General features: G+C 67.6%; 19 protein-coding genes. 3 read left to right on the top strand and 16 right to left on the bottom strand.

Going from position 1 to position 23,783, the window contains the following annotated elements; translation table 11 throughout:
- The 4 genes from Q0R27_RS02800 to addA all read right to left on the bottom strand — a co-directional run.
- On the bottom strand, positions 1-1,274 hold a 1,274-nt coding region (locus Q0R27_RS02800; protein WP_293940689.1), incomplete at its 3' end, for a proline dehydrogenase family protein.
- A gap of 10 nt (positions 1,275-1,284) precedes the next feature.
- Complete coding sequence (gene secA, locus Q0R27_RS02795) at positions 1,285-4,026, bottom strand: preprotein translocase subunit SecA (RefSeq protein WP_293940687.1); 2,742 nt, start codon at positions 4,024-4,026, stop codon at positions 1,285-1,287.
- Positions 4,027-4,159: 133 nt separating this feature from the next.
- Complete coding sequence (trxA, locus tag Q0R27_RS02790; RefSeq protein ID WP_293940685.1) at positions 4,160-4,480, bottom strand: thioredoxin; 321 nt, start codon at positions 4,478-4,480, stop codon at positions 4,160-4,162.
- 57 nt (positions 4,481-4,537) lie between these two features.
- Entirely contained in the window at positions 4,538-7,915 is a 3,378-nt protein-coding gene (gene addA / locus Q0R27_RS02785) for a double-strand break repair helicase AddA (RefSeq protein WP_293940683.1), read from the bottom strand.
- A gap of 112 nt (positions 7,916-8,027) precedes the next feature.
- Here addA and Q0R27_RS02780 point away from each other — a divergent pair, with 112 nt between their 5' ends.
- Complete coding sequence (locus Q0R27_RS02780) at positions 8,028-8,195, top strand: isopropylmalate isomerase (RefSeq protein WP_293940681.1); 168 nt, start codon at positions 8,028-8,030, stop codon at positions 8,193-8,195.
- A gap of 315 nt (positions 8,196-8,510) precedes the next feature.
- On the opposite strand, the gene Q0R27_RS02775 is transcribed toward Q0R27_RS02780, so the two are convergent.
- The 6 genes from Q0R27_RS02775 to Q0R27_RS02750 all read right to left on the bottom strand — a co-directional run bounded on the left by Q0R27_RS02775 (position 8,511) and on the right by Q0R27_RS02750 (position 16,628).
- Positions 8,511-11,447, bottom strand: coding sequence for a PD-(D/E)XK nuclease family protein (locus Q0R27_RS02775; protein ID WP_293940679.1), 2,937 nt, complete (start codon positions 11,445-11,447; stop codon positions 8,511-8,513).
- Complete coding sequence (locus Q0R27_RS02770) at positions 11,434-12,186, bottom strand: nucleotidyltransferase family protein (RefSeq protein WP_293940678.1); 753 nt, start codon at positions 12,184-12,186, stop codon at positions 11,434-11,436. The genes Q0R27_RS02775 and Q0R27_RS02770 overlap by 14 nt, the downstream gene beginning before the upstream one ends.
- Entirely contained in the window at positions 12,183-13,169 is a 987-nt protein-coding gene (locus tag Q0R27_RS02765; protein WP_293940692.1) for a phosphotransferase, read from the bottom strand. Before Q0R27_RS02765 ends, Q0R27_RS02770 begins: the two co-directional genes overlap by 4 nt.
- Positions 13,166-13,612 (bottom strand): tRNA (adenosine(37)-N6)-threonylcarbamoyltransferase complex ATPase subunit type 1 TsaE, encoded by a 447-nt coding sequence (gene tsaE, locus Q0R27_RS02760; RefSeq protein ID WP_293940677.1) that lies wholly within the window; start codon positions 13,610-13,612, stop codon positions 13,166-13,168. Before tsaE ends, Q0R27_RS02765 begins: the two co-directional genes overlap by 4 nt.
- Positions 13,609-15,987, bottom strand: a complete 2,379-nt coding sequence (locus tag Q0R27_RS02755; protein ID WP_293940675.1) for a PAS domain-containing sensor histidine kinase — start codon at positions 15,985-15,987, stop codon at positions 13,609-13,611. The genes tsaE and Q0R27_RS02755 overlap by 4 nt, the downstream gene beginning before the upstream one ends.
- 77 nt (positions 15,988-16,064) lie before the next feature.
- A complete protein-coding gene (locus Q0R27_RS02750) occupies positions 16,065-16,628 on the bottom strand; it encodes a YqgE/AlgH family protein (RefSeq protein WP_293940673.1) in 564 nt (187 codons plus the stop codon).
- A gap of 97 nt (positions 16,629-16,725) precedes the next feature.
- On the opposite strand from Q0R27_RS02750, the gene Q0R27_RS02745 reads away from it, so the two are divergent.
- Entirely contained in the window at positions 16,726-17,205 is a 480-nt protein-coding gene (locus tag Q0R27_RS02745) for a peroxiredoxin (protein WP_293940671.1), read from the top strand.
- Positions 17,206-17,274: 69 nt separating this feature from the next.
- Positions 17,275-17,793 (top strand): hypothetical protein, encoded by a 519-nt coding sequence (locus Q0R27_RS02740; RefSeq protein WP_293940669.1) that lies wholly within the window; start codon positions 17,275-17,277, stop codon positions 17,791-17,793.
- A gap of 55 nt (positions 17,794-17,848) precedes the next feature.
- Here the strand turns inward: Q0R27_RS02740 and Q0R27_RS02735 are convergent, their stop codons facing one another.
- The 6 genes from Q0R27_RS02735 to trmD all read right to left on the bottom strand — a co-directional run bounded on the left by Q0R27_RS02735 (position 17,849) and on the right by trmD (position 23,736).
- Positions 17,849-18,682, bottom strand: coding sequence for an alpha/beta fold hydrolase (locus tag Q0R27_RS02735; protein ID WP_293940667.1), 834 nt, complete (start codon positions 18,680-18,682; stop codon positions 17,849-17,851).
- On the bottom strand, positions 18,625-19,098 hold the full coding sequence (locus tag Q0R27_RS02730; protein ID WP_293940665.1) for a nuclear transport factor 2 family protein: 474 nt from the start codon (positions 19,096-19,098) through the stop codon (positions 18,625-18,627). Before Q0R27_RS02730 ends, Q0R27_RS02735 begins: the two co-directional genes overlap by 58 nt.
- Positions 19,099-19,139: 41 nt before the next feature.
- Positions 19,140-20,168, bottom strand: a complete 1,029-nt coding sequence (locus Q0R27_RS02725; RefSeq protein WP_293940663.1) for an aspartate-semialdehyde dehydrogenase — start codon at positions 20,166-20,168, stop codon at positions 19,140-19,142.
- A 50-nt stretch (positions 20,169-20,218) separates the two neighbouring features.
- A complete protein-coding gene (locus Q0R27_RS02720; protein WP_293940662.1) occupies positions 20,219-22,441 on the bottom strand; it encodes an alpha/beta fold hydrolase in 2,223 nt (740 codons plus the stop codon).
- A 163-nt stretch (positions 22,442-22,604) separates the two neighbouring features.
- The gene (gene rplS / locus Q0R27_RS02715; protein ID WP_293940661.1) at positions 22,605-22,994 is read right to left on the bottom strand and encodes a 50S ribosomal protein L19; all 390 of its coding nucleotides are present in this window, start codon (positions 22,992-22,994) and stop codon (positions 22,605-22,607) included.
- A gap of 4 nt (positions 22,995-22,998) precedes the next feature.
- The gene (gene trmD / locus Q0R27_RS02710; protein ID WP_293940659.1) at positions 22,999-23,736 is read right to left on the bottom strand and encodes a tRNA (guanosine(37)-N1)-methyltransferase TrmD; all 738 of its coding nucleotides are present in this window, start codon (positions 23,734-23,736) and stop codon (positions 22,999-23,001) included.
- Positions 23,737-23,783: the final 47 nt, after the last annotated feature.

The raw sequence follows: 23,783 nt of genomic DNA, 5'->3' as shown, positions 1-23,783 counted from the left end.
CCCTCGCCCATGCCATGGAGCCGCTGGAACTCGATTGGCGTTCCCTCGGCCAGCGCCTTGACCGCGCCGATCGTATTGGCGTTGTGGGTCGCGAAGGCCGAATAGATTACGTCATCCGCGGCGAGCATCGCCTTGGCGCAGGCGAGGTACGAGACATCAGTCGCGACCTTGCGCGTGAACACCGGATAATCGCTTAGGCCCGCGACCTGCGCCGCCTTAATCTCGCTGTCCCAATAGGCGCCCTTGACGAGGCGGACCATCAGGCGCCGGCGATGCTTGCGTCCGAGCTCGGCGACCCATTCGATCAGCGGGACGGCGCGTTTGCTATAGGCCTGGAGCGCCAGCCCGAACCCGCCCCAGCCGTTGGTGAATAGCGCGTCATCAGCCGCAATCGCCTCGATCAGGTCAAGCGACAGTTCGAGTCGGTCAGTCTCCTCGGCATCGATCGTGAGGTGCACGTCGGCAGCGCTGGCGACTGCCGCCAGCTCGCGGAGCACCGGCAGGATCGCCGCCTTGGCTTCCTCGGCATGGGCATACTCATAGCGCGGGTGGAGCGCGGACAGCTTGACAGAAATCCCGGGCGACGTGCGAAACCCGCCCTTGGCGGTCGCCGCGATCCGGCCCAGTGCATCGCGATAGGACTGGGCGTAGCGCGCGGCATCCTCGTGCGTGCGCGCCTCCTCGCCGAGCATGTCGAAGCTGTGGCTGATCCCTCTGGCCTGCTCGGGCCGGGCATTGGCTAGCGCCTCGTCGATCGTGCGCCCGAACACAAATTGGCCGCCAAGGATCTTCATGCCCTGCGCCACCGCCGTGCGAATGACCGGTTCGCCCAGCCGCCCGACTGCGCGTCCCAGCGACGCGCGCCACCCCTCGCTGCGGTCATTCGCGCCGTCGAGCACCTTGCCCGTCAGTAGCAATGAAATCGTCGCGGCGTTGATGAAGGTCGAACGGGTCCCGCCTAGCTTTTCCGCCCAGTCCGGCCCAGACAATTTGTCGTGAATCAGGTCGTCGGCAGTGCCGGCGTCGGGGATCCGTAGCAGCGCCTCGGCGAGGCACATCAGCGCCACCCCCTCGTCGCTGCCCAGGTCATAGGCATGCATAAAGGCATCCAGCCCGGCCGGCTTGTGCGCCCGCACCCGCTCGACCAGCGTCCGTGCAATCGCGGTCGCCACGGGCGCGGTCGAGACGGGCAATCGCGCCTGCTCGATCCGCTCGGCGATCAGCAGTTCTTCGTCAGGCCGATACGCTGCCCGAATTTTGCTTCGATCGATCATCGGCGCCCGCCTAGACGAGCGCGCCGTGGCAATGCTTATACTTGCGCCCCGACCCGCACGGGCAGGGCGAATTGCGACTTTCCGGCTCGGCAAAAGGCGCCGAGGCTCCATCCTCGTTGAGCGGCCCGTCTGGCATCGTCGGCAACGGTGATTGGAGTGGCGGCAGGCTCGACATAAGCGTCCCCGTCCCGGCATCGATATCATAGCTGTTATCGTCGCCCGACAAGGGGTCGATATGACTGGTGATGAAGTCGGGCAGCTCCATCGGCGCGGGCTCGACATTGATCTGGGCGCGCATCAGGACGCGGGTAACATCTTCGCGGATCGCAATCAGCAGCCGTTCGAACAACAGGAACGCCTCCTGCTTATATTCATCGATCGGCTTCTTCTGGGCATAGCTGCGCAGGTGGATGACCTGGCGCAGCGCGTCGAGTGTGGCCAGATGCTCCTTCCAGAAATGGTCGAGCGTCTGGATCAGCACGCTCTTCTCGATCTGCACCCAATGGTCATTCTCGACACTGGCGATCTTGGCATTCATGATGCCATCGGCTTCGGCCTGGATGCGCTCGGCGACCATGTCGGGCTCGACCGATTCCTCGCTGAGCCACGCATCGATCGGCGGCTGAATGCCGAGAACGGCGTCGACGCTATCCTTCAGGCCGGTGACGTCCCATTGCTCGGGATAGGTTCCGGGCGGGCAGTGCGCGGCGACGATGCTGGCAATGGTCTCGGCGCGCATGTCGGTCACGACGTCGCTGACATGCTCCGAATCCATGATGTCAGCGCGCTGTTCGTAGATCACCTTGCGCTGGTCGTTCATGACGTCGTCGAACTCGACGACCTGCTTGCGGATGTCGTAGTTGCGCGCCTCGACCTTCTTCTGCGCGGTCTCGATTGCCTTCGAGATCCACGGCGAGACGATCGCCTCGCCGTCCTCGAGATTCTTGTTCATCAGGCGCGCGAACATCGTCTGGGGGCCGAAGATGCGCAGCAGATCGTCGTCGAGGCTCAGGTAGAAACGCGATAGGCCGGGATCGCCCTGGCGGCCCGAGCGGCCACGCAGCTGATTGTCGATGCGGCGGCTTTCATGACGCTCGGTACCGAGCACGAACAAACCGCCGACCTCGAGCACGAGCCGTTTCTGTTCAGCGACCTCCGCCTTGATTTTGGCGATTGCAGCGTCACGCTCGGAGCTCTCGGGAACGTCCTTCAGCTCATCCTCGATGCGGAACTCGACGTTGCCGCCCAGCTGAATGTCGGTGCCGCGGCCGGCCATGTTGGTGGCAATCGTCACCGCGCTCATCGATCCGGCCTGCGCGACGATATGCGCCTCGCTCTCGTGGAAGCGGGCGTTGAGGACTTCGTGTTGAATCCCGCGTTCGTTCAGGAATTCGGACAGCATTTCCGACTTCTCGATCGAGACGGTGCCGACCAGGATCGGCTGGCCCTTCTCCTTGCGCTTGGCGATCTCGTCGGCGATCGCGGCGAACTTGTCGGTGATATTCTTGTAGAACTCGTCGTCCTCGTCGACCCGCAGGACATCGACGTTGGTCGGGATCGACACGACGTTCATCTTGTAGATGTCGAAGAATTCGGGCGCTTCGGTCAGCGCGGTACCGGTCATGCCCGACAATTTCGGGTACATTCGGAAAAAGTTCTGGAAGGTGATCGAGGCGAGCGTCTGGTTCTCGGGCTCGATCGCGACCGCTTCCTTGGCCTCGACCGCCTGGTGGAGGCCGTCGGACCAGCGGCGGCCGTCCATCATCCGCCCGGTAAACTCATCGATGATGATGACCTTTCCGTCCTTGACGATGTAATCGATGTCCCGCTTGAACATCTTGTTGGCCTTCAAGGCCTGGTTGAGGTGGTGAACGACCTGCGTGTTGGATACGGCGTAGAGGTTGGCACCCTCAATCAGGCCCTGCGCCTCGAGCATGCGCTCGGCGTTCTCGGTGCCTTCTTCGGTCAGCACGATCGACTTCTGCTTCTCGTCGAGCTCGTAATCGCTTTCGACGAAGGTTTTCACCAGCGCGTCGGTGCTGAGGTAGAGCTCGGATTTGTCGTCGGTCGGTCCGGAAATGATCAGCGGGGTGCGCGCTTCGTCGATCAGGATCGAGTCGACCTCGTCGACGATGGCGAAATTGAACGGCCGCTGGACCATCTGCTCGCGCGAGTATTTCATGTTATCGCGCAGGTAATCGAAGCCGAACTCGTTGTTCGTGCCATAGGTGATGTCGGAGCCGTAAGCGGCCTTGCGATCTTCGTCGGTCAGGTTGGGGACGATCACCCCGACGGTCAGCCCGAGGAAGCGGTAGACCTGGCCCATCCAATCGGCATCGCGCCGGGCGAGATAGTCGTTGACGGTAACGACATGGGCGCCCTTGCCGGGGAGCGCGTTGAGGTAGACGGCGAGCGTCGCGACGAGCGTCTTGCCCTCGCCGGTGCGCATTTCGGCGATCTCGCCACGGTGGAGGGCAATGCCACCGATCAACTGGACGTCGTAATGGCGCTGGCCGAGCGAGCGCTTGGCGGCTTCGCGGACGGTGGCGAACGCTTCGGGAAGGATGTCATCGAGCGCATCTTCGCCGGCGAGCCGTTCGCGGAAACGCAGCGTCTGGCCGCGAAGCTCGTCGTCCGACATCGCCGCCATCGCCGGTTCGAAGCCGTTGATCGCGTCGACGATCTTGCCAAGGCTGCGGACGTAGCGATCGTTGGACGAACCGAAGATATTCTTGGCAAGGGCGGCGAACATTAGACTTCCTTCAGGAGCCGCGAGCGGGCAAACAGGCGCGGCAAAGGGCTCGCCCGCAAGGGGGCGAAACATGGCCGCGATGTAGGGTTGAGCCCTCGACTAGTCAATTCGGACGAGGGCGCGCGGTAGTGCGTTAGAGCTGCGCTTCGATCCACTGCTGGATGTTGCTGCGCGGCGCGGCGCCGACCTTGGTCGCAACCGGCTGGCCACCCTTGAACAGGAGCATCGTCGGAATGCCGCGGACACCGTACTTGCCGGGGGTCTCGGGGTTCTCGTCGATGTTGAGCTTGACGATCTGAAGCCTGTCGCCGAGCGCGCCCGAAATCTCCTCGAGCGCTGGCGCAATCATCTTGCAGGGGCCGCACCACTCCGCCCAGAAGTCGACCAGCACGGGGGTCGCGGACTGCAGCACGTCGCTGTCGAAGCTCTGGTCGGTAACGGATTTGGTGGCCATGTAGGATACTCCCAGTTCTCGAGTTAACCCCGCATATGGGAACTATCGACGTCCCACTCAACCGGGAAGCGTCACCAGCTCCGGGGTGGCGGTGTAGAGCAACGCGGCCTCGATGCGGCGGCCGGGGAAGATGACGGCAAGCGCATCGCGATAAGCGGTCATCTGGATCGCGTGCGAGGGAGATGCGCGGCCGGTCTTGTAGTCGATCACGCGGACGAGGTCGTCGCTGACGCAGAGGCGGTCGACGGTGCCGGCGATGACCCGGCCATCGGGCAGCGTCGCGGCGATCGGGGCCTCGGCCAGGGCGTCGGGGGCGAAGACGGCGGCGAAAGCGGGATCGTCGAGGACCCGGAGCGCGGTGTCGATCAGCTCGTCCCTCGCCTCCTGATCAGCGACGTCGGCCGAGCGCTCGAGCCAGCGCAGCGCGGCGGTTCGGCGGTCGGCGGGGGCGACACCGGGGAGGCGTTCGAACAGTGCGTGGAGCAAAGTCCCCCTCCTCGCAGCGGCGATCTGGGCGGGATTTGGCGGCGCTGAAACTTCTCGATCATCGCGCATCGACGAGGGCGAGAGGGGGCGCGGGGGGCGTGGTTCGGGGGGCGCCACGAAGTGCAGCCAGGCGGGTTGGGCCACCGCCGCGATCTTCACGCTGCTTCCCGTCCGCCGCACCGGAAACCCACGGATGGTGCCTCGATAGACCAAACTTCCCACTTCGTCCTTCACAGCCCCGAGCCCGGTGAGCGCGCGTTCAACCCGGCTGTGCCAGCTGTCGTCGGACAGCCTGCGCGGCATGACCCCAGCGATGACCAGCCGTTCGGCGGCGCGGGTCAGGGCAACGTAGAGCAGGCGCCAATGCTCCTGCAGTTCGCGCTTCTTGTCGGCGGCGGCGATCGGGCCGAACGGATCGACCATCTCGTCCTTGCGCGGGCGAACGAGCGGCACCTTCCCGCCCGCCAGCGGCAGTTCGAAACTACGCGAGCCGCCCATCTTCGCCGGGTCGGCGGTGGCGTCGGCGAGGATCACGACCGGGGCTTCGAGGCCCTTCGATCCGTGGACGGTCATCACCCGCACGGCGTTGCCCGGCGCGGCGGTGTCGCGCTTGATCTCGACGTCGCCGCGTTCGAACCAGGCGAGGAAGCGGTCGAGCGAGGCGATCTCGGTTCGTTCGAACTCGAGCGCGGCAGCGAGCAATTCGTCGATCGGGTCGCGCGCCGCCTCGCCGAGCCGCGCGAGCAAGGCGCGGCGGCCGTCGAGCGGACCCGAGAGGATCGTTTCGAGGAAACGTGCGGGCGTGACGAAATCGGCGATCCGCAGCAATTCCAGCAGTTTGGCGAGCGCGTCTGCGGCGAAAGGTTCGGTCCTCGCCGCCTCCTGAAGCGCGCGCCACAGCGGCTGTTTCGGTGGACGCGGCTGGGCGAGGCGGTAGAGATCGTCCTGGTCCCAGCCGATCAGCGGCGAGACCAGCAGCCCGGCGAGGTTGAGGTCGTCGAGCGGCTGGACCGCGAAGGCGATCGCCGAGATGAGGTCGCGCACGGCGAGCGGCTTCTGGAGGTGAAGCCGGTCGATCCCCGCCACCGGCACCTTCGCCGCGAACAATCGTGCGACGAGCAGCGAGGCCAATTCCTTGCGGCTGCGGACGAGGATCATGATGTCCCCGGCGCACAGCGGGCGCTTGGTCGAGGACAGGATCGGGGCTTCGTCGAGCAGCGCCTTGACCTGATCGGCGAGGCGAGTGGCGTAGAGCCGGTCGGCGTCCGTGATCCAGCCTTCCTCGCCGTCGGCGTCCTCATCGGGCGCTTCGGCGACGAACGCGGGCCAGAGCTCGACCCGGCCGGGCCAGGCGGCATTGACCGCGCGGTGCGGATTGGGACGGTCGGGCAACCCCATTTCGGCATACCCGACCTCGCGGATCACGGCGTCGACCGCGTCGAGGATGGCGGGAGCGGAGCGGAAGCTGGCGTCGATCGACAGGTCGCGGAATTCGCGGGCAAGGCGCGGGCCGCCCGAATCGGCTTGATCCTCAGCCTCGATCAGCAATTGCGCCCGGGTGCGAACAGTGTCGCGCATGCGGTTGAATTCGCCCGGGTCGGTGCCCTGAAAACCGAAGATCGCCTGCTTGAAATCGCCGACCATGAACAGCGTGCGCCAGCGCTGCTCGGACTCGCTCGACCCGGCAAAAAACTCGGCGGTGAGCGCCTCGACGATCGCCCATTGGTGGGCGTTGGTGTCCTGCGCCTCGTCGACGAGGATATGGTCGGTGCGGCGGTCGAGCTTGTAGCGGACCCAGTCGCCCATCCCGGGCTGGTCGAACAGCGCGCGGGTCCAGCTGATCAGATCGTCGAAATCAGCCACCCCGGCGGCGCGCTTGGCGGCGGTGTAGGCGGTGGCGAAAGCGGCTCCGGCGCGAAGCCCCGCGGCCTGGACCGCGACGATCGCAGCGGCGCTTTGCAGAAACTGGAGATCGGTGAACTGGTCGGCAAGGCTCGCGGCGAGCGTGTCATAATCGGCGTGGGCCTTGCGCTGGCCGGCGGTCGGGGCGCGAGGCGTGCCATCAGCCTTCAAGACGACCGCCGCGACTAGGTCGAGCGTCGCCGCGCGCTCGCCCGCCGATTGGCCGAGGAAAGCGTCGATGGCGTCGGCATATCCGGCGCCGGTGGCGGTGCCCCACGCGCGGTTGGCGTGTCCGAGGAGATGAAGCGAGGCGCAGTCGAAACTTCCGTCGGCGCAGCGCTCGGCAAGCAACTCGGCGATGTCGCCTTCGGGCAGGCCGACCGCAGCGCGCAGCGCGGGCTCGGCGGTCGCGGGGTCGAGCGTGCGGATCGCGTCGGCGTGGGCGCAACGCATAAGGTATTTGACCGCCTCGTCCTCGCCAAGGCGCATCGAGAGGGTGGCGACGTCGGCGGTAAGCCCGCTGTCCCCTCCCCGCTCGGCCCTGGCAAGCAGGTCGGCGAGGGTGCGGGTCGCGAGTTCCTGTTCGGCGCGACCTTCGATGGGCACGAAGCCGGGGGTGATCCCGGCCTCGGCGGGGAAGCTGGCGAGGAGGGTCTGGGCGAAGGCGTGGATGGTCTGGATGCGCAGGCCGCCGGGGGTTTCGAGAACGCGCGCGAACAGGCGGCGGGCGCGCTGGAGGGCGGCGGGATTGCTGGGCTCGCCGAGCGCGAACAATTCCTTACGCAGCTGCGGGTCGGGGAGGCGGACCCATTTGGCGAGGCGGTCGCCGATGCGGTTGGCCATTTCGGCGGCGCCGGCCTTAGTGAAGGTGAGGCAGAGAATGGCACTGGGGGAGACGCCCTGGAGGAGCAGGCGCAGGACGCGGGCGGTGAGGACCTGGGTCTTGCCGGTGCCGGCCGAGGCGCTGAGCGCGGCGTGGGCGCTGGGGTCGGCGGCCCGGGCCTGATCTCCTTCGAGGATGGGGAGATGTTTGAAGCGGCGGGCCATGAGTCGGTGTTAGCAAGCGAAGCGCGATGTGCGAACCTTATCGTAGTGTTTTTGGGGTTCGACTATCACGCGGATCGCACTAGGATCGGGCGAAACGGGTTCAGGAGACGATATGGCCGACGACGACAGCAACGACGAGGGGCGCAAGGCGGCGCTGGTCAAGGCGGGCTTCGCCGCCGGGATCGGCTCGGCGGCGATCGTGGCGGCGCTGCTCTATGCATCGCGCTCGCGGGTGAAGAAGCCGAAGCCGGCCAAGGGGATGCCGCCGGCGACCGATTGAAGGTGGCGCGAGCGAATCAATTGCGCACGTCAGCGGGTGAGGCGTAGGAAAGCTGTCAGTAGGGCGCCCGCGATCGTGAACCACCCTAAGCGCGCCTGCCAACGCCGAGAGGTAAGTTGAGAAAAGTCGAAAATATTTGAAGGCACGTCCTCGGGTCGCGGTTTCTGACGATAAGCCGCAATGATGATCACCGAACCGAAGGCAATCTGAACCTTCGGCAGCCACATTCCATCGAGAGCGAAGGCTCGGAACCAATACATTCATTCCCCATATCGCACACGATGGCAGCCAACCACCAACTGCGGTCGCTCTCCCCTAGTCCCGCCCGTACCACTCCTCCAGCCGCATCAGCTGGTCGTAGTCCTCGTAGGGCGCGTAGGCGGAGTTCAGCTTGGCGGTGAAGGGGGCGGTGCCGGTCAGCCAGTGGGCGGCGGCGGCGGTGAACTGGCGTTCGGCGCGGTCGAGGAAGTCGGGGGCGCCGAGTTCCTTGTCGGGGCGGGTGAGCTTGCCGAAGTTGTCCTTGTCCTTGGCCAGCGACCAATATTCGTGGAGCTCGGGGGTGCCGGCGACGTTGGTGAATCCCCCTGCCCGCGCGATCAGCCCGAGCAGGCCAAGCTGGAGCGCGAAACCGGCGTCGACCGCTTTCTGCTTCGGTGCCTTGCCGGTCTTGTAGTCGACGATGGCGAGCCCGCCGTCGGGCAGGCGGTCGATGCGGTCGGCCTTGCCGAACAAAGTGACGCCGGCGATGTCGGTCTCGCCCCAGGTCTCGGCAGCGGTCGGGCGGCGGCCTTCGGATTGGTGCCTCGCCTCGAGCTCGGCGATCCACTTGATCGCTTCGATGAGGCGCGGTTGCCAGAGCGCGCGGAGCATCGGGTGGATGGCGTCGCCTTCGATGAGGGCGCGCGCGCGGCCGAGGAGGGTTTCGGGGTCGCAGTCGTCCTGTTTGTACCATTCCTCGAGGATCTGGTGGACTGCTGTGCCCTTCCACGCGGCGCTGTGGTCGGCGTCGAGTGGGTCGAGCGGGCGCAAGCGGAGGATGGCCTTGGCGTAAAAGGCGAACGGGTCGGCCTGAAGCCGGTCGAGGTCGGTGACGGCGATGCGTTTCGGGCGGGCGTCGAGCGGCGGGTTCGGGGCGGGGCGGTCGACCGGGTTGGGCGGGCCGTGGGGGCTGTCGATGGCCGCGGCGAGGCGTTCAAGGCGGAGGTCGCGGGCGATACCGCCGGTCATCGCCTGGAGCCTGAGCCAGAGGCGCGAGGCGACGGTCGGGCTGCGGCCGTCGCGGCGGGCTCTCGTGAGGAGCACTCGGGGGGCACCGAGCGCGCTGGCGAAATCGTGCGCGGCGAGGCCGGTGACGGTGTCGAGCGTGGGCAGGCCGAGGTTGGCGCGGATGCGCGGGGCGAGCCACGGGTCGGGGCGCGGGTCGGCGGGCCAGACGCCTTCGTTGAGCCCGGCGAGGATCATCAGGTCGGCCTGCTGGAGGCGGGCTTCGATGAGGCCGAGGATCTGGATGCGCTGGTGGCCGCCATAGGGCGGGCGGACCGGGCGCTCGTCGAGCAGCTGGCGCAGCAGCGGAACGGCATCCGAGGGGGTGGCGAAGGTGGTCGCGGCGGCGGGGGCGGCTTCGAGCTCGGCGAGGAGTTCGCCGGCGAGGCGGCCGGCGGGTCCGGTCCAGGCGGCGTCTCCGGCAAGCGCGGTGGCGGTTTCGCGCAGGCGGGCGGCGAGGATGGCGAGGGTGACGGTGCCGTCGAAGAACGTGTCGAGCGGGGCGACATTGGCGCGCAGGGGCGCCCAGGCCTGCTGCCATTCGTCTTTTTCGGCGCAATGACGGTCGAGCCCGGCGAGGCCGGCGGGCGGGCGCGGGCCGCGCAGCGCGAGGTCGAGCGCGCGGACCCGGTCGAGCCAGGCAAGGCGCTCGTCTCCCGTACCGCCGACCAGAGGATGCTTAAGGAGCGCGAGCAGCGCGACTGGGGCCAGACCCTCGGCGGCGGCGGCGAGGATACCCAGCAGGAGGGTGCCGGGGGCGGCCTGGCTGAGCGGGGCGCCGGCGCTGTCGTTGGCGTCGATCCCCCAGCGGGTGAGGATGGCCGAGACGCGGCTGGCCAAGGCGCGGTCGGGGGTGACGAGCGCGGCGGTGCGCTCGGGGGTTTCGAGGGCTTCGCGCAGGGCGACAGCGATGGTCATCGCCTCGGCGGCGGGGTCGGGCAACTCGGCGGCGCGGATGCCGGTAAGGCGACGCTCGCGCGGCGGGAGCGCGGACCATTTCTCGGAGAAATCGGCGGCGGTCATGGCGTGCATGACGGCGCGGCCGCGCACGGCGGGGGACGAAGCACGGCCAGATGCGCGCCAGATGAGGACTTCGCCGCGGGCGACCCCGATCTGGTTGAGCAACTGCTTCAAGTGGAATTGCGGGTGGGTCGGTTCGCCACGCTGTCCGTCTTCGGGGCCGAGTGCGTCCCATTCCTCGTCGGGCATGGTGTCGGGAAGCGCGAGCGCGGGGAGCAGGACCGCGCCGTCGGGGAGCCGCGCGACCCGGGCGAGCAGCGCGGCGACCGCGGGGGCGGTGGTGGTGATCCCGGCGGCGAGGGTGAAGCCGGAGGGCGGGCTCAACTTCCAGCGATCGGCGGTGGCGCGCAACAGGCGGTTGCGGCGGTCGGTGAGGTCGATCCGGCCGCGCTGGCGCAAGGTCTGTGGCCAGCGGTCGAGGATCGCGCGGAGGCGGTCGAGCGAGACTTGCCAATGGTGAGCGAGGTCGGGGGCGTCGTCGGCAGCGGTGGCGAGGCGCGCCGGATCGACTTCGGCGATGGTCAGCTGGTCGAGGGTGCGGGCGAGGTCGGCCGCAAGGCGGAGCGCTTCAGCGGCGCTTTCGCCGGGGGCGCGGACGAGGTTGGCGAGGCTCAGCAGGCGGTCGAGCGGATCGACCGCGGGGGGGAGCGGGTCGGACGCGTCGGCGGGGTCGAGCGCACCCCCGATGCGGTCGTCGAACTCGGGGTCGCCGATCGGGATCAGGCGGGGGAGCAGGAGGCCGCCACCACTCGCCCGGATGAAGGCCTCGGTGAGGGTGCGGACGGCGCGGTTGTTGGGGAGCAGGACTCGGCCGCGGGCAAGGGCGAGCGGGTCGCCGGAGTAGGCGGCGACAAGGCCCGAAGCGAGGGCGTCGGCGAAGCTGCGGTGTGCGGGGATGGTATAGACAAGCGGCTGGCCGGGCTGGCGGGCGGCCAGGAGGTCAACCCGTTTTGCGTCAACCGTGCGCAAGCGCGTCTTCGGTGGCGCGGATCGCGGGAGGGGTGCCGACGTCGAACCACAGCCCCTGGTGGACCGCGCCATAGAGGCGGCCGGTGGCGATCGCGCGGTCCCACAGGAGATTGGTCGAGAAGGGTCCCTCGGGCGCGTCTTCGAGCAGACGCTTGGCCATGATCTGGATGCCGGTGAAGACGAACGGGGCGATCCGCGCCTTGCCGCGACGGCGCAGCTGTCCGTCGCGGGTCATGTGGAAGTCGCCGAGACCCTGATGATTGCCAGCGAAGGCGTGCGGGATGACGAGGAGCAGCGCGTCCATCCGCGTCGCATCCCACTGCGAAGCGAGCAGTTTGAGCGCATCGGCGGGGCCGTCGACCCAGTAATTGTCGCTGTTGACCGCAATGAACGGGTCGCAGTCGATCAGCGGCGCGGCCTTCACGAGGCCGCCCCCAGTTTCAAGCAGCAGGTCGCGCTCGTCGGAGATGGTGACGGCGAAGTCGGTGCGCGAGCGCAGGTGTGCCTCGAGCGCGTCGGGGAGATAGTGGACGTTGACGACGACGCGTTCGACCCCGGCGGCGGCGAGCCGGTCGAGGACATGGTCGAGTAGCGGCTTGCCGGCGACCTCGACGAGCGGCTTGGGGCGGGTCGCGGTCAGCGGACGCATGCGCTTGCCGAGCCCGGCGGCGAGGATCATCGCGGTTTTTGGGACGGTGGCGGCGATGTCGGCGCGAAGGTGGAGGGCGCGGCTGGTCATTGGTTGGCGTCCCACGCTTGGGCGCGTTTCTCGGGCGGGACGTTCGCGTCGAACCACGCGCGGACCGGGGCCAGCGCGGGATGGGACAAGTCGCGCTCGAGCAGGCCCCACATGCGCGGCTGGAAGGCGGTGTAGTGCGGCTTGTGGTCGCGCTTCCACAGGCGGGTGAAGACACCGAGGATGCGGGTGTTGCGCTGCGCCGCGAGCGCCCAATAGGCGCGTTCATAGGCCGGGCCCGACGCGGTCGCTGTCATGTAACGGTGGATCATCGCGCGTTCGATCGCGGGAGAAACGTCGCGGCGGGCATCTTCGAGCACCGAGCAAAGGTCGTAGGCGGGATGGCCCGATAGCGCGTCCTGGAAGTCGAGCAGGCCGAACCGGGCGATACCGGTTCGCCCAGCGAGCAGCATGATGTTCTCGGCGTGGTAATCGCGCAGCACGGTGACCGGGCCGAGGCCGTCGCTGGCGACCGGTTCGAGCACTTCGCGCCATGCCGCAGTCCACTCCGTGAGGTCGACGTCGAGGCCGGTCGCGGGGGCGTACCAGTCGGGGAACAGCATCAGCTCGTCGAGCCACTGGTCGAGGCCGTGCGGCTTGAGCCCGGGCATCGGCGGGCTGCGGTGGAGGTGGACGAGGACGTCGGTGGCGAGCGAGTAGAGTTCCTCCTCTCGATCGGGCGAGGCGTCGAGCGTCTCGCGCAGGCGGTCGTCGCCGAAGTCGCCGAGCAGCAGCAGCCCGGCGTCGAGGTCGCGCGCCAGGACCGGCGGCGGGCTCAGCCCGATCGCGCCGAGCCAGTCGGCGATGCGGGCGAACGGCGCCGGATCCTCATGCGGCGGTGGCGCGTCCATCAGGACGGCGGTGCGGTCGCCGTGGACGATGCGGAAATAGCGGCGGAACGAGGCATCACCGGCGAGCGGTTCGATCCGCGCGCCCTGCCAGCCGTGGCGGGCGAGGAAGTCGGGAGCGCCTGCGGGCGGGATCATCGTCGAACAGGGGGAAGCGGCCATCGCCCTTCCCATGGCGGCGGGACCGTCGCTGTCAAGCGCCGCGCGGTGCCGTCCAGCGGTTCGAGCGACAGGATGAGCGCTTCGGGCCATACGCCGGGCGCGCGCTCCGGCCATTCGACGATAAGCGCGCCGTCGCCGAGAATTTCGTCGAGGCCGAGTTCGGTGAGTTCGCTCGGGTGATCGAGGCGGTAGAGGTCGGCGTGCCACACCGGCGGGTCGAGATCGTCGTAGGGCTGGACGATGGCGAAGCTCGGGCTCGGCACCTCGCCCGGTTCGCCAAGCGCGTGGAGCAGCGCGCGGGCGAGCGTCGTCTTGCCCGATCCGAGCGGGCCCGACAGCGCGATGACGTCACCGGGGCGAAGCACGAGCGCGAGCGCGGCGCCGAGCGCGCTCGTCTCCGCTTCGTTCGCCAGCATCATTTTGACGGCGGCGCGGCGGGCGGTTCGGGCTCGGGCGGCGTGCGCGGGATGGTCAGGGTGACCGCGGTCCCCTCGCCCGGCTTTGAGACCAGCTCGACCGTGCCGCCGTGTGCCTCGACAAACTGGCGGGTCAGCGGCAGGCCGAGGCCGAGTGCCGCCTCGCTGTGGCCGACGCCGCTGATGCGGTGAAAGCGCGAGAAGACCCGCGCCTGGTCGTCGGGATCGATCCCCGGGCCATTGTCCGAGATGGTGATGATCGCCCGATGATCGTCGCCGCCGGCGCGAAGCCGGATGCAGCCGCTCTGCTCGGTGTAGGCGACGGCGTTGCGCAGGACATGCTCGAGGCTTTCGCGAAGGCGGCGGACATCGCCGATGACGGTGCCGGTCGACGGCTGGATGTCGAGGTCGAGGCTCTGGCCCTTGTCAGCCGAACGCGAATGGATCGTGCCGACCGCGGCGCGGCACAGGCCGGCGAGGTCGACGCGCTCCCTTTCGAGCGTGACGCCGCGGGTGTCGCCCTGGGTCAGGTCGAGCACGTCGTCGATCAGTTTCGACAATCGCTCGACCGATTCGAGGATCGCGGAGACATAGTCGGCGGCGGCGGGCGCGAGCTTGCCGGCATAGCCCGCGGCAAGCATCTCGGCGAACCCGCCGATCGAGGTCAACGGGGTGCGCAGCTCATAGGACATGTTGGCGACGAAATCGGTCTTGACCCGGTCGGCCTCCTCGAGCGCGGTGGCGCGTTCCCGCAGCGCGGATTCGATGCGGAAGGAATCGGTGATGTCAACCATCGTGAAAAGGGCATTGCCGTCGGGCAGCGGGACGGCGGCGAATTCGAAGTGGCGGCCGTCGGTCATCGACACGCGGCCGCGCCCCTCGCGGCGGCCTGACGTCGCGGCACGGACGAATTCGCGAACCTGCGCGGCGGCGGTCGGGTTGACCAGTTTCTTGGCCATCGCGGGGACCAGTTCGTCGACCCGGGGATGTTCGCCGAGCCAGGCTTCGTCGAGGTCCCACAGCGTGCAGAAGCGGCGGTTCCACAGGTAAAGGCGGCCGTCGCTGGCAAACACGCTGATCGATTCGAAGAGGTTGTCGAACGTCGCCGCGCGGACGCGGAGCAGCGTGTCGCGCGCCGAGGAGAGGCGAACCTGCTCGGTGCGGTCCTCGAGAATCAGGCGAAGGCCACCGTCGGGCAGCGGCTGGCCGACGACGCGGAGATGGTCGCCGTTGGCGAGGATCCAGTCCTCCTCGATCATCTCCTCCGGCGAGGTGAACCAGGCGCGGCGTTCGGCCTTCCATTCGGGAAAGTCGCGCACTTCGGGGGTGCGGTTCTTCTCGCGCATGCGCTCGATCAGGCGGTCGAACTCGGGCAATTCGGCGAGCCATTCGGGATCGACCTGGGTCATGATCGCGAACGGCTGGTTGAAGAAATTGAGGTGGCGCTCGGCGTCGAACTGGGCGGTGCCGGCGGTCATCCGGTCGGCGAGATCGCGCTGCGACTGGATGTTGCGGGCAAGCTCGAAGCGGGCGTCCTCGAGCTCCTGGATATCGACCGCGAAGCCCGCCACGGCGCCGGTCGCAAGCGGTACGTCGACCAGGCGGAGCATGCGCCGCTCACCGCCGATGGTGGCGGGAATGTTGCGCGAATGGGCGTCTTTGGTCTCGATCGCGCGTGACGCACCGGCGCGGGCGGTGGCGGCGTCGATCAGTTCGACCCCGCGCGAAATGACATCGGCGGCGTCGAGCCCCTCGACAGCGTGGACGAAGGCGGCGTTGACGAGGCCCAGCCTGAGGTCGGGCCCGCGATACCACATCGGGAAGGGCGCGCTTTCGATCAGGTGGGTGAGGGCGTCGAGCGCGCCTTCGGTCTGCGCGAGGCGGCGCGCCATACTGGCGCGCTGGGCGACCGAGCGGGTCGCGTCGGACAGCCACAGCAGCGTCGTGCCGGGGAGCGCGGGAGCCGGCGCCGGGCCGCCGCGCGCTTCGAAGATTCGATCCGAGCTGGCGGCGCGCAATTGCGCTTCGACCGGTTGGGCGGTGAGCCGAGAGGCGGCGAGCGCGCCCTTGAGCGCGGCGAGATCGTCGGGGTTGAGGCCGTGGCCGTCACGGGCGAGGTCGTCGAGCTTGGCCGGATCGCGCGGCAACCCCATGTCGCGCAGCAGCGCGGGGTCGAGATTGATCCGCTCGTCAGCGCCGACGAACAGCGGTCGAGCGGGGCTGTCGGCGAGCAGCGCGGCGGTCATTCGCGCGGCGGAGAGGACGGCATTGGCGCGGCGGATGCGCCGCTCGGCGAGCAGCGACAGTGCCACCGCAATCGCCAGCCAGGCGGCGGCGATCGTTACGAGGACCAGCGTCGAGGCGCCTTGCCCGTTCATCTCGCGTGCGCCCCGGCTAACCCCATGCGGTGGTCATAGGGGGCGAGCGGTAAAAGCAAAAGGGCGGGAGCCGCGCGTCACGCCGCGCCGGTTTGCCCGACCAGCAGTCGTGGGTCGATGCCTTCGCTGGTCCAGGCGGCGGTCCAGCGTTCGGCGGTCGGGGTGTCGAACAACAGCGCCGCAGAGCCACCCGCGGCGAACCAGCCGTGGCGGGTCATTTCCTCGTCGAGTTGCCCGGCGCCCCAGCCGGCATAGCCCAGGCTGACCAACCAGCGCGACGGTCCCTTCCCCGCAGCGATCGCTTTGAGCACATCGATCGTCCCGGTCATCGCGCCGAGGCCGACGATCTGGATCGTGCCCTGCCCGCCCCAATCGTCGGAGTGGAGGACGAACCCGCGGCCGGGTTCGACCGGGCCGCCGTGGAGCACGGCGCAGTCGGGCGCGCCGGCAGGGTCGATGTCGAGTTGCTTGAGCAAGTCGCGAAAGCGGATTCCGGGGCGAACATGGCCGACGCCGATGCCGACGGCGCCATTCTCGTCATGCACCGCCATCGCGATCACCGCGCGGTCGAAGCGCGGGTCGGCCATGCCAGGCATGGCGAGGAGCAGCTTGCCCGACAGGAACGGCGGTTGATCGGTCATCGCGATGATAATGTTCGCCTGCGGATTTGCGTGCAAGCCTTGAGACTGTCACGCCGCGCGCCTAAGTTCCATTTCATCCCTTTTCGGAGAAGTAACCATGGCCATCAACGTCGGCGACCGCCTTCCGTCCGTTCCGCTCACCCTCGCCACCGCCGATGGGCCGCAGCCGACGACCAGCGACGAATTCTTCAAGGGCAAGAAGGTCGCGCTGTTCGCGGTGCCCGGCGCCTTCACCCCGACCTGCTCGGCGAGGCACCTGCCGTCGTACGTCGACAAAGCCGCCGAGCTGAAGGCCAAGGGGATCGACGAGGTCGTCGGCACCTCGGTCAACGACGCGTTCGTGATGAGTGCGTGGAACCAGCATCAGGGGAGCGAGGATTTGAAGATGCTCGCCGACGGCAATGGCGAGTTCGCTCAGGCGATCGGGCTGACCATGGACGGGTCGAAGTACGGCATGGGGATACGCAGCCAGCGCTATTCGATGGTCGTCAACGACGGCGTCGTCGAGCAGCTCAACGTCGAAGCGCCGGGTGCTTACGAGGCGTCGAGCGCGGAGCACATGCTCGAGCAGTTGTAAGTTAAACGACTGAACTCCTTGGCCGGTCGGGCGTTAAAGACGCAACCATCCAGCCAAGGAGTATCAGTCATGGCGACCACCACGCGCACCCGCGTAACCAATTCGACCAAGCGCAAGACCAGCGCCCCGCGCGCCCGCTCGACCAAGAGCCACGCCAACGCATCGACCAGCAACGCGAGCACCAGCGAGATCGTCGGCGGTACTGCCGGTAGCTTCCTGAAAGCCATTCGCGCGCGGCCCTATGCCGCTGCGGCGATCGCTGCAGGCGCCGCCGGTGCAAGCGCGTTCCTGTGGGCCAAGCGTGCCATGATCGGAGAGCAGGCCGGCGTTGCCGGTGACAAGATCGGCGAGCTTGCCGACCGGGCCGGCGAGCAGGCCGGCACGCTGCGCGGTAAAATCAACGACCGTTTCTTCGCCGCCGAAAACAGCAGCGACGTGGGTCCGGCGAGCGCCGCCAAGGCCGATCGCATGACGTCGGGTCGCCGCTCGAAGCGGTCGCAGAACGACATCGCCGCCGAGGCGCTGTCACTGAAGCAGATCGACCCGATGGTCGCCGAGCAGAGCAAGGTCGGCGCGGTCGCTTACTGAGCGATCAGTTGATCGAATGAGGGGCGCGGGCTTTGAGTCCGCGCCTTTTTTCGTGTCAGGCGAGGAAGGCGGCGAGCGCGTCGCCGAAGGCGGGCTCGGTGACCGAACTCATGTGGGTGCCGGGGACTTCGGCATAGGTCGCGGCGGGGAGCGCGTCGGCGAGTTCGGCGGCCGAGCCATTGTCTCGGTCGTCCGCACCGCAAAGCACGAGCGTCGGCATTGTGAACTTCGCCTGCCAGCCATCGGGCGCCGGCTCGAAGCTGTGGAGCAGCGCGGTCGCGGCGATCGGATCGACCTTCATCGTCTTCATGAACTGGATCGCGAGCCAGTGCGGGTCGCCGCGCCTGGCGGTGTCGAACAGGGCAATGGCGTCGAGGAAGAAGCCGCTGCGGCTGGCCCATCGGATGAGGCCTTCGTAGCCCATGCCGCCGAGAATGGCGCGGCGCGGGGTGAGGCCCTCGCCGATGCCCTGGACGGTGGTGCGGGCGCCGAGCGAGAAGCCGCCGAGATCGTAACTGGTGAAGCCGAGGTGGGCGACGAACTCGATCAGGTCGCGGCCAAGGACGCCGGGCGGGTAGTGCGCGGGATCGTGGGGCTTGCCCGACAGGCCGTGAGCGCGAAGATCGGGAATGATGACGCGCTTGCCGGTCGCGGCGATCCTGGCGGCGTGGCCGAACTTGACCCAGTTGACGTGACCGTCGGAGAAGAGCCCGTGGAGGAGGATGACCGGCGCCCCCTCCCCCAGTTCGCGCCAGGCAAGGTCGATGCCGTCGGACGCGGTCCAGTGGTGGATGGTTGGCACGGTCATCGGGAGGCGATGCGACGCATCGCTCATGGCGTGGGGGTCGGCGTCGGCGGCATCGAGACATGCTCGTGGACGATCTTCCATGCGTCGCCCTTGCGCTGGAAGACGTCGGTAAAGCGCGCGCTGACGGTCGGGCGGGCGGTACCGGCGGCGACGTTGAAGCTTTCGATCCCCGAGCTGACGAAGGCATCGGGGCCGAGCAGCTGGATGTGGCGGCCGCTGACCTTGTAGTCGGCGGGCTTCATGCTGACGAAGGCCTTTGCCCAGCCGGTCGTTACCTTGCGGTCGTCGCTCGGGTCGGCGGCGCTGGCGTCGATCATCACCGCCTTGTCGTCATACTGGTTCATGATCGCGTCGAGGTTGCCGGTGGTGAAGCTTGCCTCGGCGGCGGCGGCGATGCTGGTCGCTTCGGCGGCGGTCACGGCGGGATGCTCACCGGGCGCCTTGCTGCACCCGGTGATGATTGTCGCCACTGCCAGCATTGCCATCGCCGTACGCATGAGATTTCCTCCGGTTAATGTCCAAGCCGGAAACTAGCGGGCTAGTCGGCTTTCTTCAAATGCCGGCGGCCGAGAAGCTCCGCGATCTGGACGGCGTTGAGCGCAGCGCCCTTGCGGAGGTTGTCGCTGACGACCCAGATGTTGAGGCCGTTGTCGACCGTCGGGTCGTCGCGGACGCGCGAAACGAAGGTGGCGTAGTCGCCGACGCATTCGACCGGAGTGACGTATCCGCCGTCCTCGCGCTTGTCCACGAGCATCACCCCGGGGCTTTCGCGCAGGATCTTCTGCGCGTCCTCGGCGGACAGTTCGTTCTCGAACTCGATGTTGACGCTTTCCGAGTGGCCAACGAACACCGGCACGCGGACGCAGGTCGCGGTGACCTTGATCCTGGGATCGAGGATCTTCTTGGTCTCGACGACCATCTTCCATTCTTCCTTGGTCGAGCCGTCGTCGAGGAAGTCGTCGATGTGGGGGATGACGTTGAAGGCGATCTGCTTGGTGAACTTCACCGGCGTGTTGCTGTCGCCGACGAAGATGTTGCGGCTCTGCTCGAACAGCTCGTCCATGCCCTGCTTGCCCGCGCCCGACACCGACTGGTAGGTCGAGACGACGACGCGCTTGATCGTTGCGGCGTCGTGGAGCGGCTTCAGCGCGACAACCATCTGCGCGGTCGAGCAGTTGGGGTTGGCGATGATGTTCTTGCGCGTGTAGCCCGAGATCGCCGAGGGGTTCACCTCGGGGACGATCAGCGGGACGTCGGGGTCCATCCGGTAGAGCGAACTGTTGTCGATCACGACGCAGCCGGCGGCGGCCGAGATCGGCGCGTAAACCCGCGACACGTCGGACCCGGCGGCGAACAGCGCCATGTCCCAGCCGGCGAAGTCGAAATGCTCGATATTCTGGACCTTGAGCTCTTTCCCGCTGTCGCCAAAGTCGATCATGGTGCCGGTCGAGCGCGAGCTGGCGACGGCGGCGATATCGTCGAGCGGGAATTCACGCTCGGCGAGGATGTTCAGTATCTCGCGACCGACATTGCCGGTCGCGCCGACGATGACGACGCGATAGCCCATATTTCATACTCCGATATGCCGCCGCCGATATGGGACACCACCGCGATTGTCTAGCGGGGAGCGGGAGCGACCCCGTTGCGGGCGAGGAAACGCTCGATCGTCTGGTAAAGGAAGACCGAAACATTGGGGCCTGAGATGGCGTGAGTCTTGCCGGGATAGAGCATCGTTTCGAACGGGATTTTCTCTTCCTGCATCTTGGCCATGAACTCGGTCGAATTCTGGAACAGGACATTGTCGTCGGCCATGCCGTGCATCAGCAGCAGCGGGTCGGCGATCTTTGTCGTGTCGTGAAGCGCGTCGGCCTTGTCATAGGCGGCGCGGCCGGTGCGCGGGTCACCCATATAATGTTCGCTGTAGTGGGTGTCATAGAGGTCCCACCGCACGACCGGAGCGACGGCAATTCCGGCGGCAAAGGCGTGGGGTGCGGCCTCGAGCAGTTTAAGCGTCATGTAACCGCCGTACGACCAGCCGAAGACCGCGACTTTCGCCGGATCGACGAAGCCCTGCTGCTTGAGCCAGGCGAGGCCGGCGAGTTGGTCCGCGACCTCGACTCCGCCGAGCGCGCGATAGGCGGGTTTCTGGAAAGCGGTGCCCCTGCCCTCCTGGCCGCGGTTACCGACCGCGAACACCACATAGCCTTGCTGGACGAGGTATTGGTCGAGTGGGGCAACGAACTCGTTGGTGACGTCCTGCGCCTGGGGGCCGCCATAGACGTGGACGAGGACGGGCGCGCGCTGGCCGGGGGCGAGCGCGGGCTTGAGTAGCTTGTAGTCGAGCTGGGTGACGCCGTCGGCGGCAGTCAGGCGGCCAAAGGTGGGGGTGAATTGGGCGGCGGCAAAGGGTGCCCAGGGGTGGGTCGCGTCGATGCGGTTCTCCTCGACCCAGGCGAGGCGCTTGCCGGTTCCGTCGGCGAGCCACACTTGCGCCGGCTGGCCGGGGTAGTTGGTGGTGACCAGCGCGAGCCGACCGGATTTGTCCATCACTGCGTCGTTGGAGGTCTGGGGCTTTGTGAGCAGGACGGGCTTTGCGCCGGGGCGGCGATAGTCGAGGCGATAATAGCCATTGTCGATGCTGCGCTCGCGATCGGCGGTGAAGAAGAGGGTGCCGGCAAGTTCATCGACGCCGACGAGCTTGTCGACGACCCACGGGCCGCTGGTGATCGGGGTAATCCGGCCCCTGGTCCAGCGGTAAAGGTGGCGATAGCCCGAGCGTTCGGACGAGAACAGGAAACTCCCGTCCTTGAGCGGTTTGAGATCGTCGTTGAGGTTGATCCACATGTCCGAACGATCGGTGAGCAGCGGTGTCGCGGCGCCGGTGCGCGCATCGATGCGGATCAGGTCGAGTGTCTTCTGGTCGCGACTCTGGCGCTGGACGATAAGCCCGCTGGCATCGGGTAGCCAGTCGACGCGGGCGAGGTAGACGTCGGGGTTGGAGCCGAGATCTGCCTTGACCATCCCGCTGCCATCCGGGTTCATCAGGTATAGATCGACCTTGGCGTTGGCTGTGCCGGCGCGCGGATAGCGTTGTTCGAAGGTCGTTGTCTTGTCCGCGCCGATCGAGGCCCGCGTCGCGACTTCGACCCCGCTTTCGTCGACCTTGGTCAGCGCGATGCGGCTGTCGTCCGGAGCCCACCACGCACCGCGGAACCGGCTGAGCTCTTCCTGCGCGATGAACTCGGCGAGGCCCCAGCTGGTTGTCGCAGCGCCTTCGGGGGTGATGGCGCGGTCGGTCATGCTGGCGAGATCGAGGACGTGAAAGCGATTGTCGCGAACGAACGAGACGAAGCGCCCCTTCTCGCTGACAGTGCCGTCGAGTTCGGACGCCTTTGTGTCGGTCAGGCGGCGGACGTTGCCGGCGAGGTCGGCGAGATAGAGGTCGCCGTCGATCGGCACGAGGATGTGCTGGCCGTCGGGCGCCCAGTCATAGGCGACGATGCCCTTGAGCCCCGACAGGCGGGCGCGCTCGCGCTGCATCTTCTCGGCCTCGGACAGTTCGGCGCCAGAGCCGACTTTCTTGCTGTCAACCAGCATGCGCGCCTGGCCCGTGGCGGGGTCGATCGCCCACAGGTCGTAGCGTTCGATGTCGTCGGGGCGGTTGCGCAGCAGGGTCACCAGCTTGCCGTCGGGCGACAGCTTGGCGGTTCGCGGAACCTTGCCGGTCAGCGCGGGGCTGGCGAAGATGCGGTCGAGGGTCAGCCGTTGTGGAGTGACGGTTTGAGCGGTGGCGGGAAAGGCGAAGGTGGCTGCGGCAAGCAGCAGGGCGCGGGTCAACATCGCGCGAGGTTAACGAGCGCAGCTCCCGCGTCCAACAAAAAAGCGCGCCGGACCCAAGAGCCTGGCACACTTGATTGAAGCCTAACGCGAAGTCGGATCAAGCCAGCGGTGAGCCCTTCGCGTCTGTGGCTCAGGACTCCTTCGAGCCCTTCGCGTTTGTGGCTCAGGACTCTTTCGAGCCCTTCGCGGGACGCGTGTCGCGGCGTTCGGCGATGCGGGCCGACTTGCCGCGGCGACCGCGCAGGTAATAGAGCTTGGCGCGGCGGACGGCACCGCGGCGCACGACTTCAATCGAATCGACCGACGGCGAGTAGAGCGGGAACACGCGCTCGACACCCTCGCCGAAGCTGATCTTGCGGACGGTGAAGTTGGAGCCGATGCCCTTGTTCGAGCGGGCGATGCACACGCCTTCGAAATTCTGGACGCGGGCGCGTTCGCCTTCGACGACCTTGACGCCGACGCGCAGCGTGTCGCCGGGGCGGAATTCGGGAATGGCGCGGAGTTCCACGAGCGAGGCGATCTGCTCGGCCTCGAGGGTCTGGATAAGGTTCATGTGTCTAGCCTTCGTCGTCGTCGTGCGCGCCAGAGGGCGGTGCCTGCTTCGCGCCCCCATGGCGCAAGGTCAGGTCGGGCCGCCGTAGCCGTGTGTCGCGGATCGCCTGATCGTGTCGCCACGCCGCGATCCTCGCATGATCCCCCGATCGCAACACTTCGGGGATCGTGCGCCCTTCCCAGGTGACTGGTCGGGTATAATGCGGATATTCGAGAAGCCCCGCATCGAAGCTCTCTTCCTCACCGCTGGAGGCCGCGCCCATTACCCCGGGGAGGAGGCGAACGCAAGCGTCGAGGAGGACCATCGCGCCAAGCTCGCCGCCCGAAAGGACATAGTCGCCGATCGACAGGGGTTCGAGGTCGCGCGCTTCAAAGATGCGTTCGTCGAAGCCTTCGAAGCGGCCGCACAGGATGATCGCGCCGGGGCCTGCGGCGAGGGCGCGAACGCGGGCCTGGGTGAGCGGTACGCCGCGCGGGGTCATGGCGAGCATCGGGCGGGCGATCTCGTCCGTGGCGGCAACGCTGTCGAGCGCGGCGGCGAGGATATCGGGCTTGAGCACCATCCCCGCCCCGCCTCCTGCCGGCGTGTCGTCGACGCTGCGGTGCTTGTCGGTCGCGAAGTCGCGGATGTTGCGGGTGTCGAGGGTCCACGCCGCCCCGAGCGCGCGCCCGGCAAGCGAGGTGCCGAGCGGGCCGGGGAACATCTCCGGGTAAAGGGTCAGGACGGTGGCGGCGAAGGTCATGGCGCTGGTGCCTAAAGCACACGGAACATCGGTGGAAGGCCGAGCAT

Source organism: Sphingomonas sp., from assembly GCF_025362505.1.
Classification (GTDB): domain Bacteria; phylum Pseudomonadota; class Alphaproteobacteria; order Sphingomonadales; family Sphingomonadaceae; genus Sphingomicrobium.
This window is presented reverse-complemented; position numbering and strand designations above follow the sequence as displayed.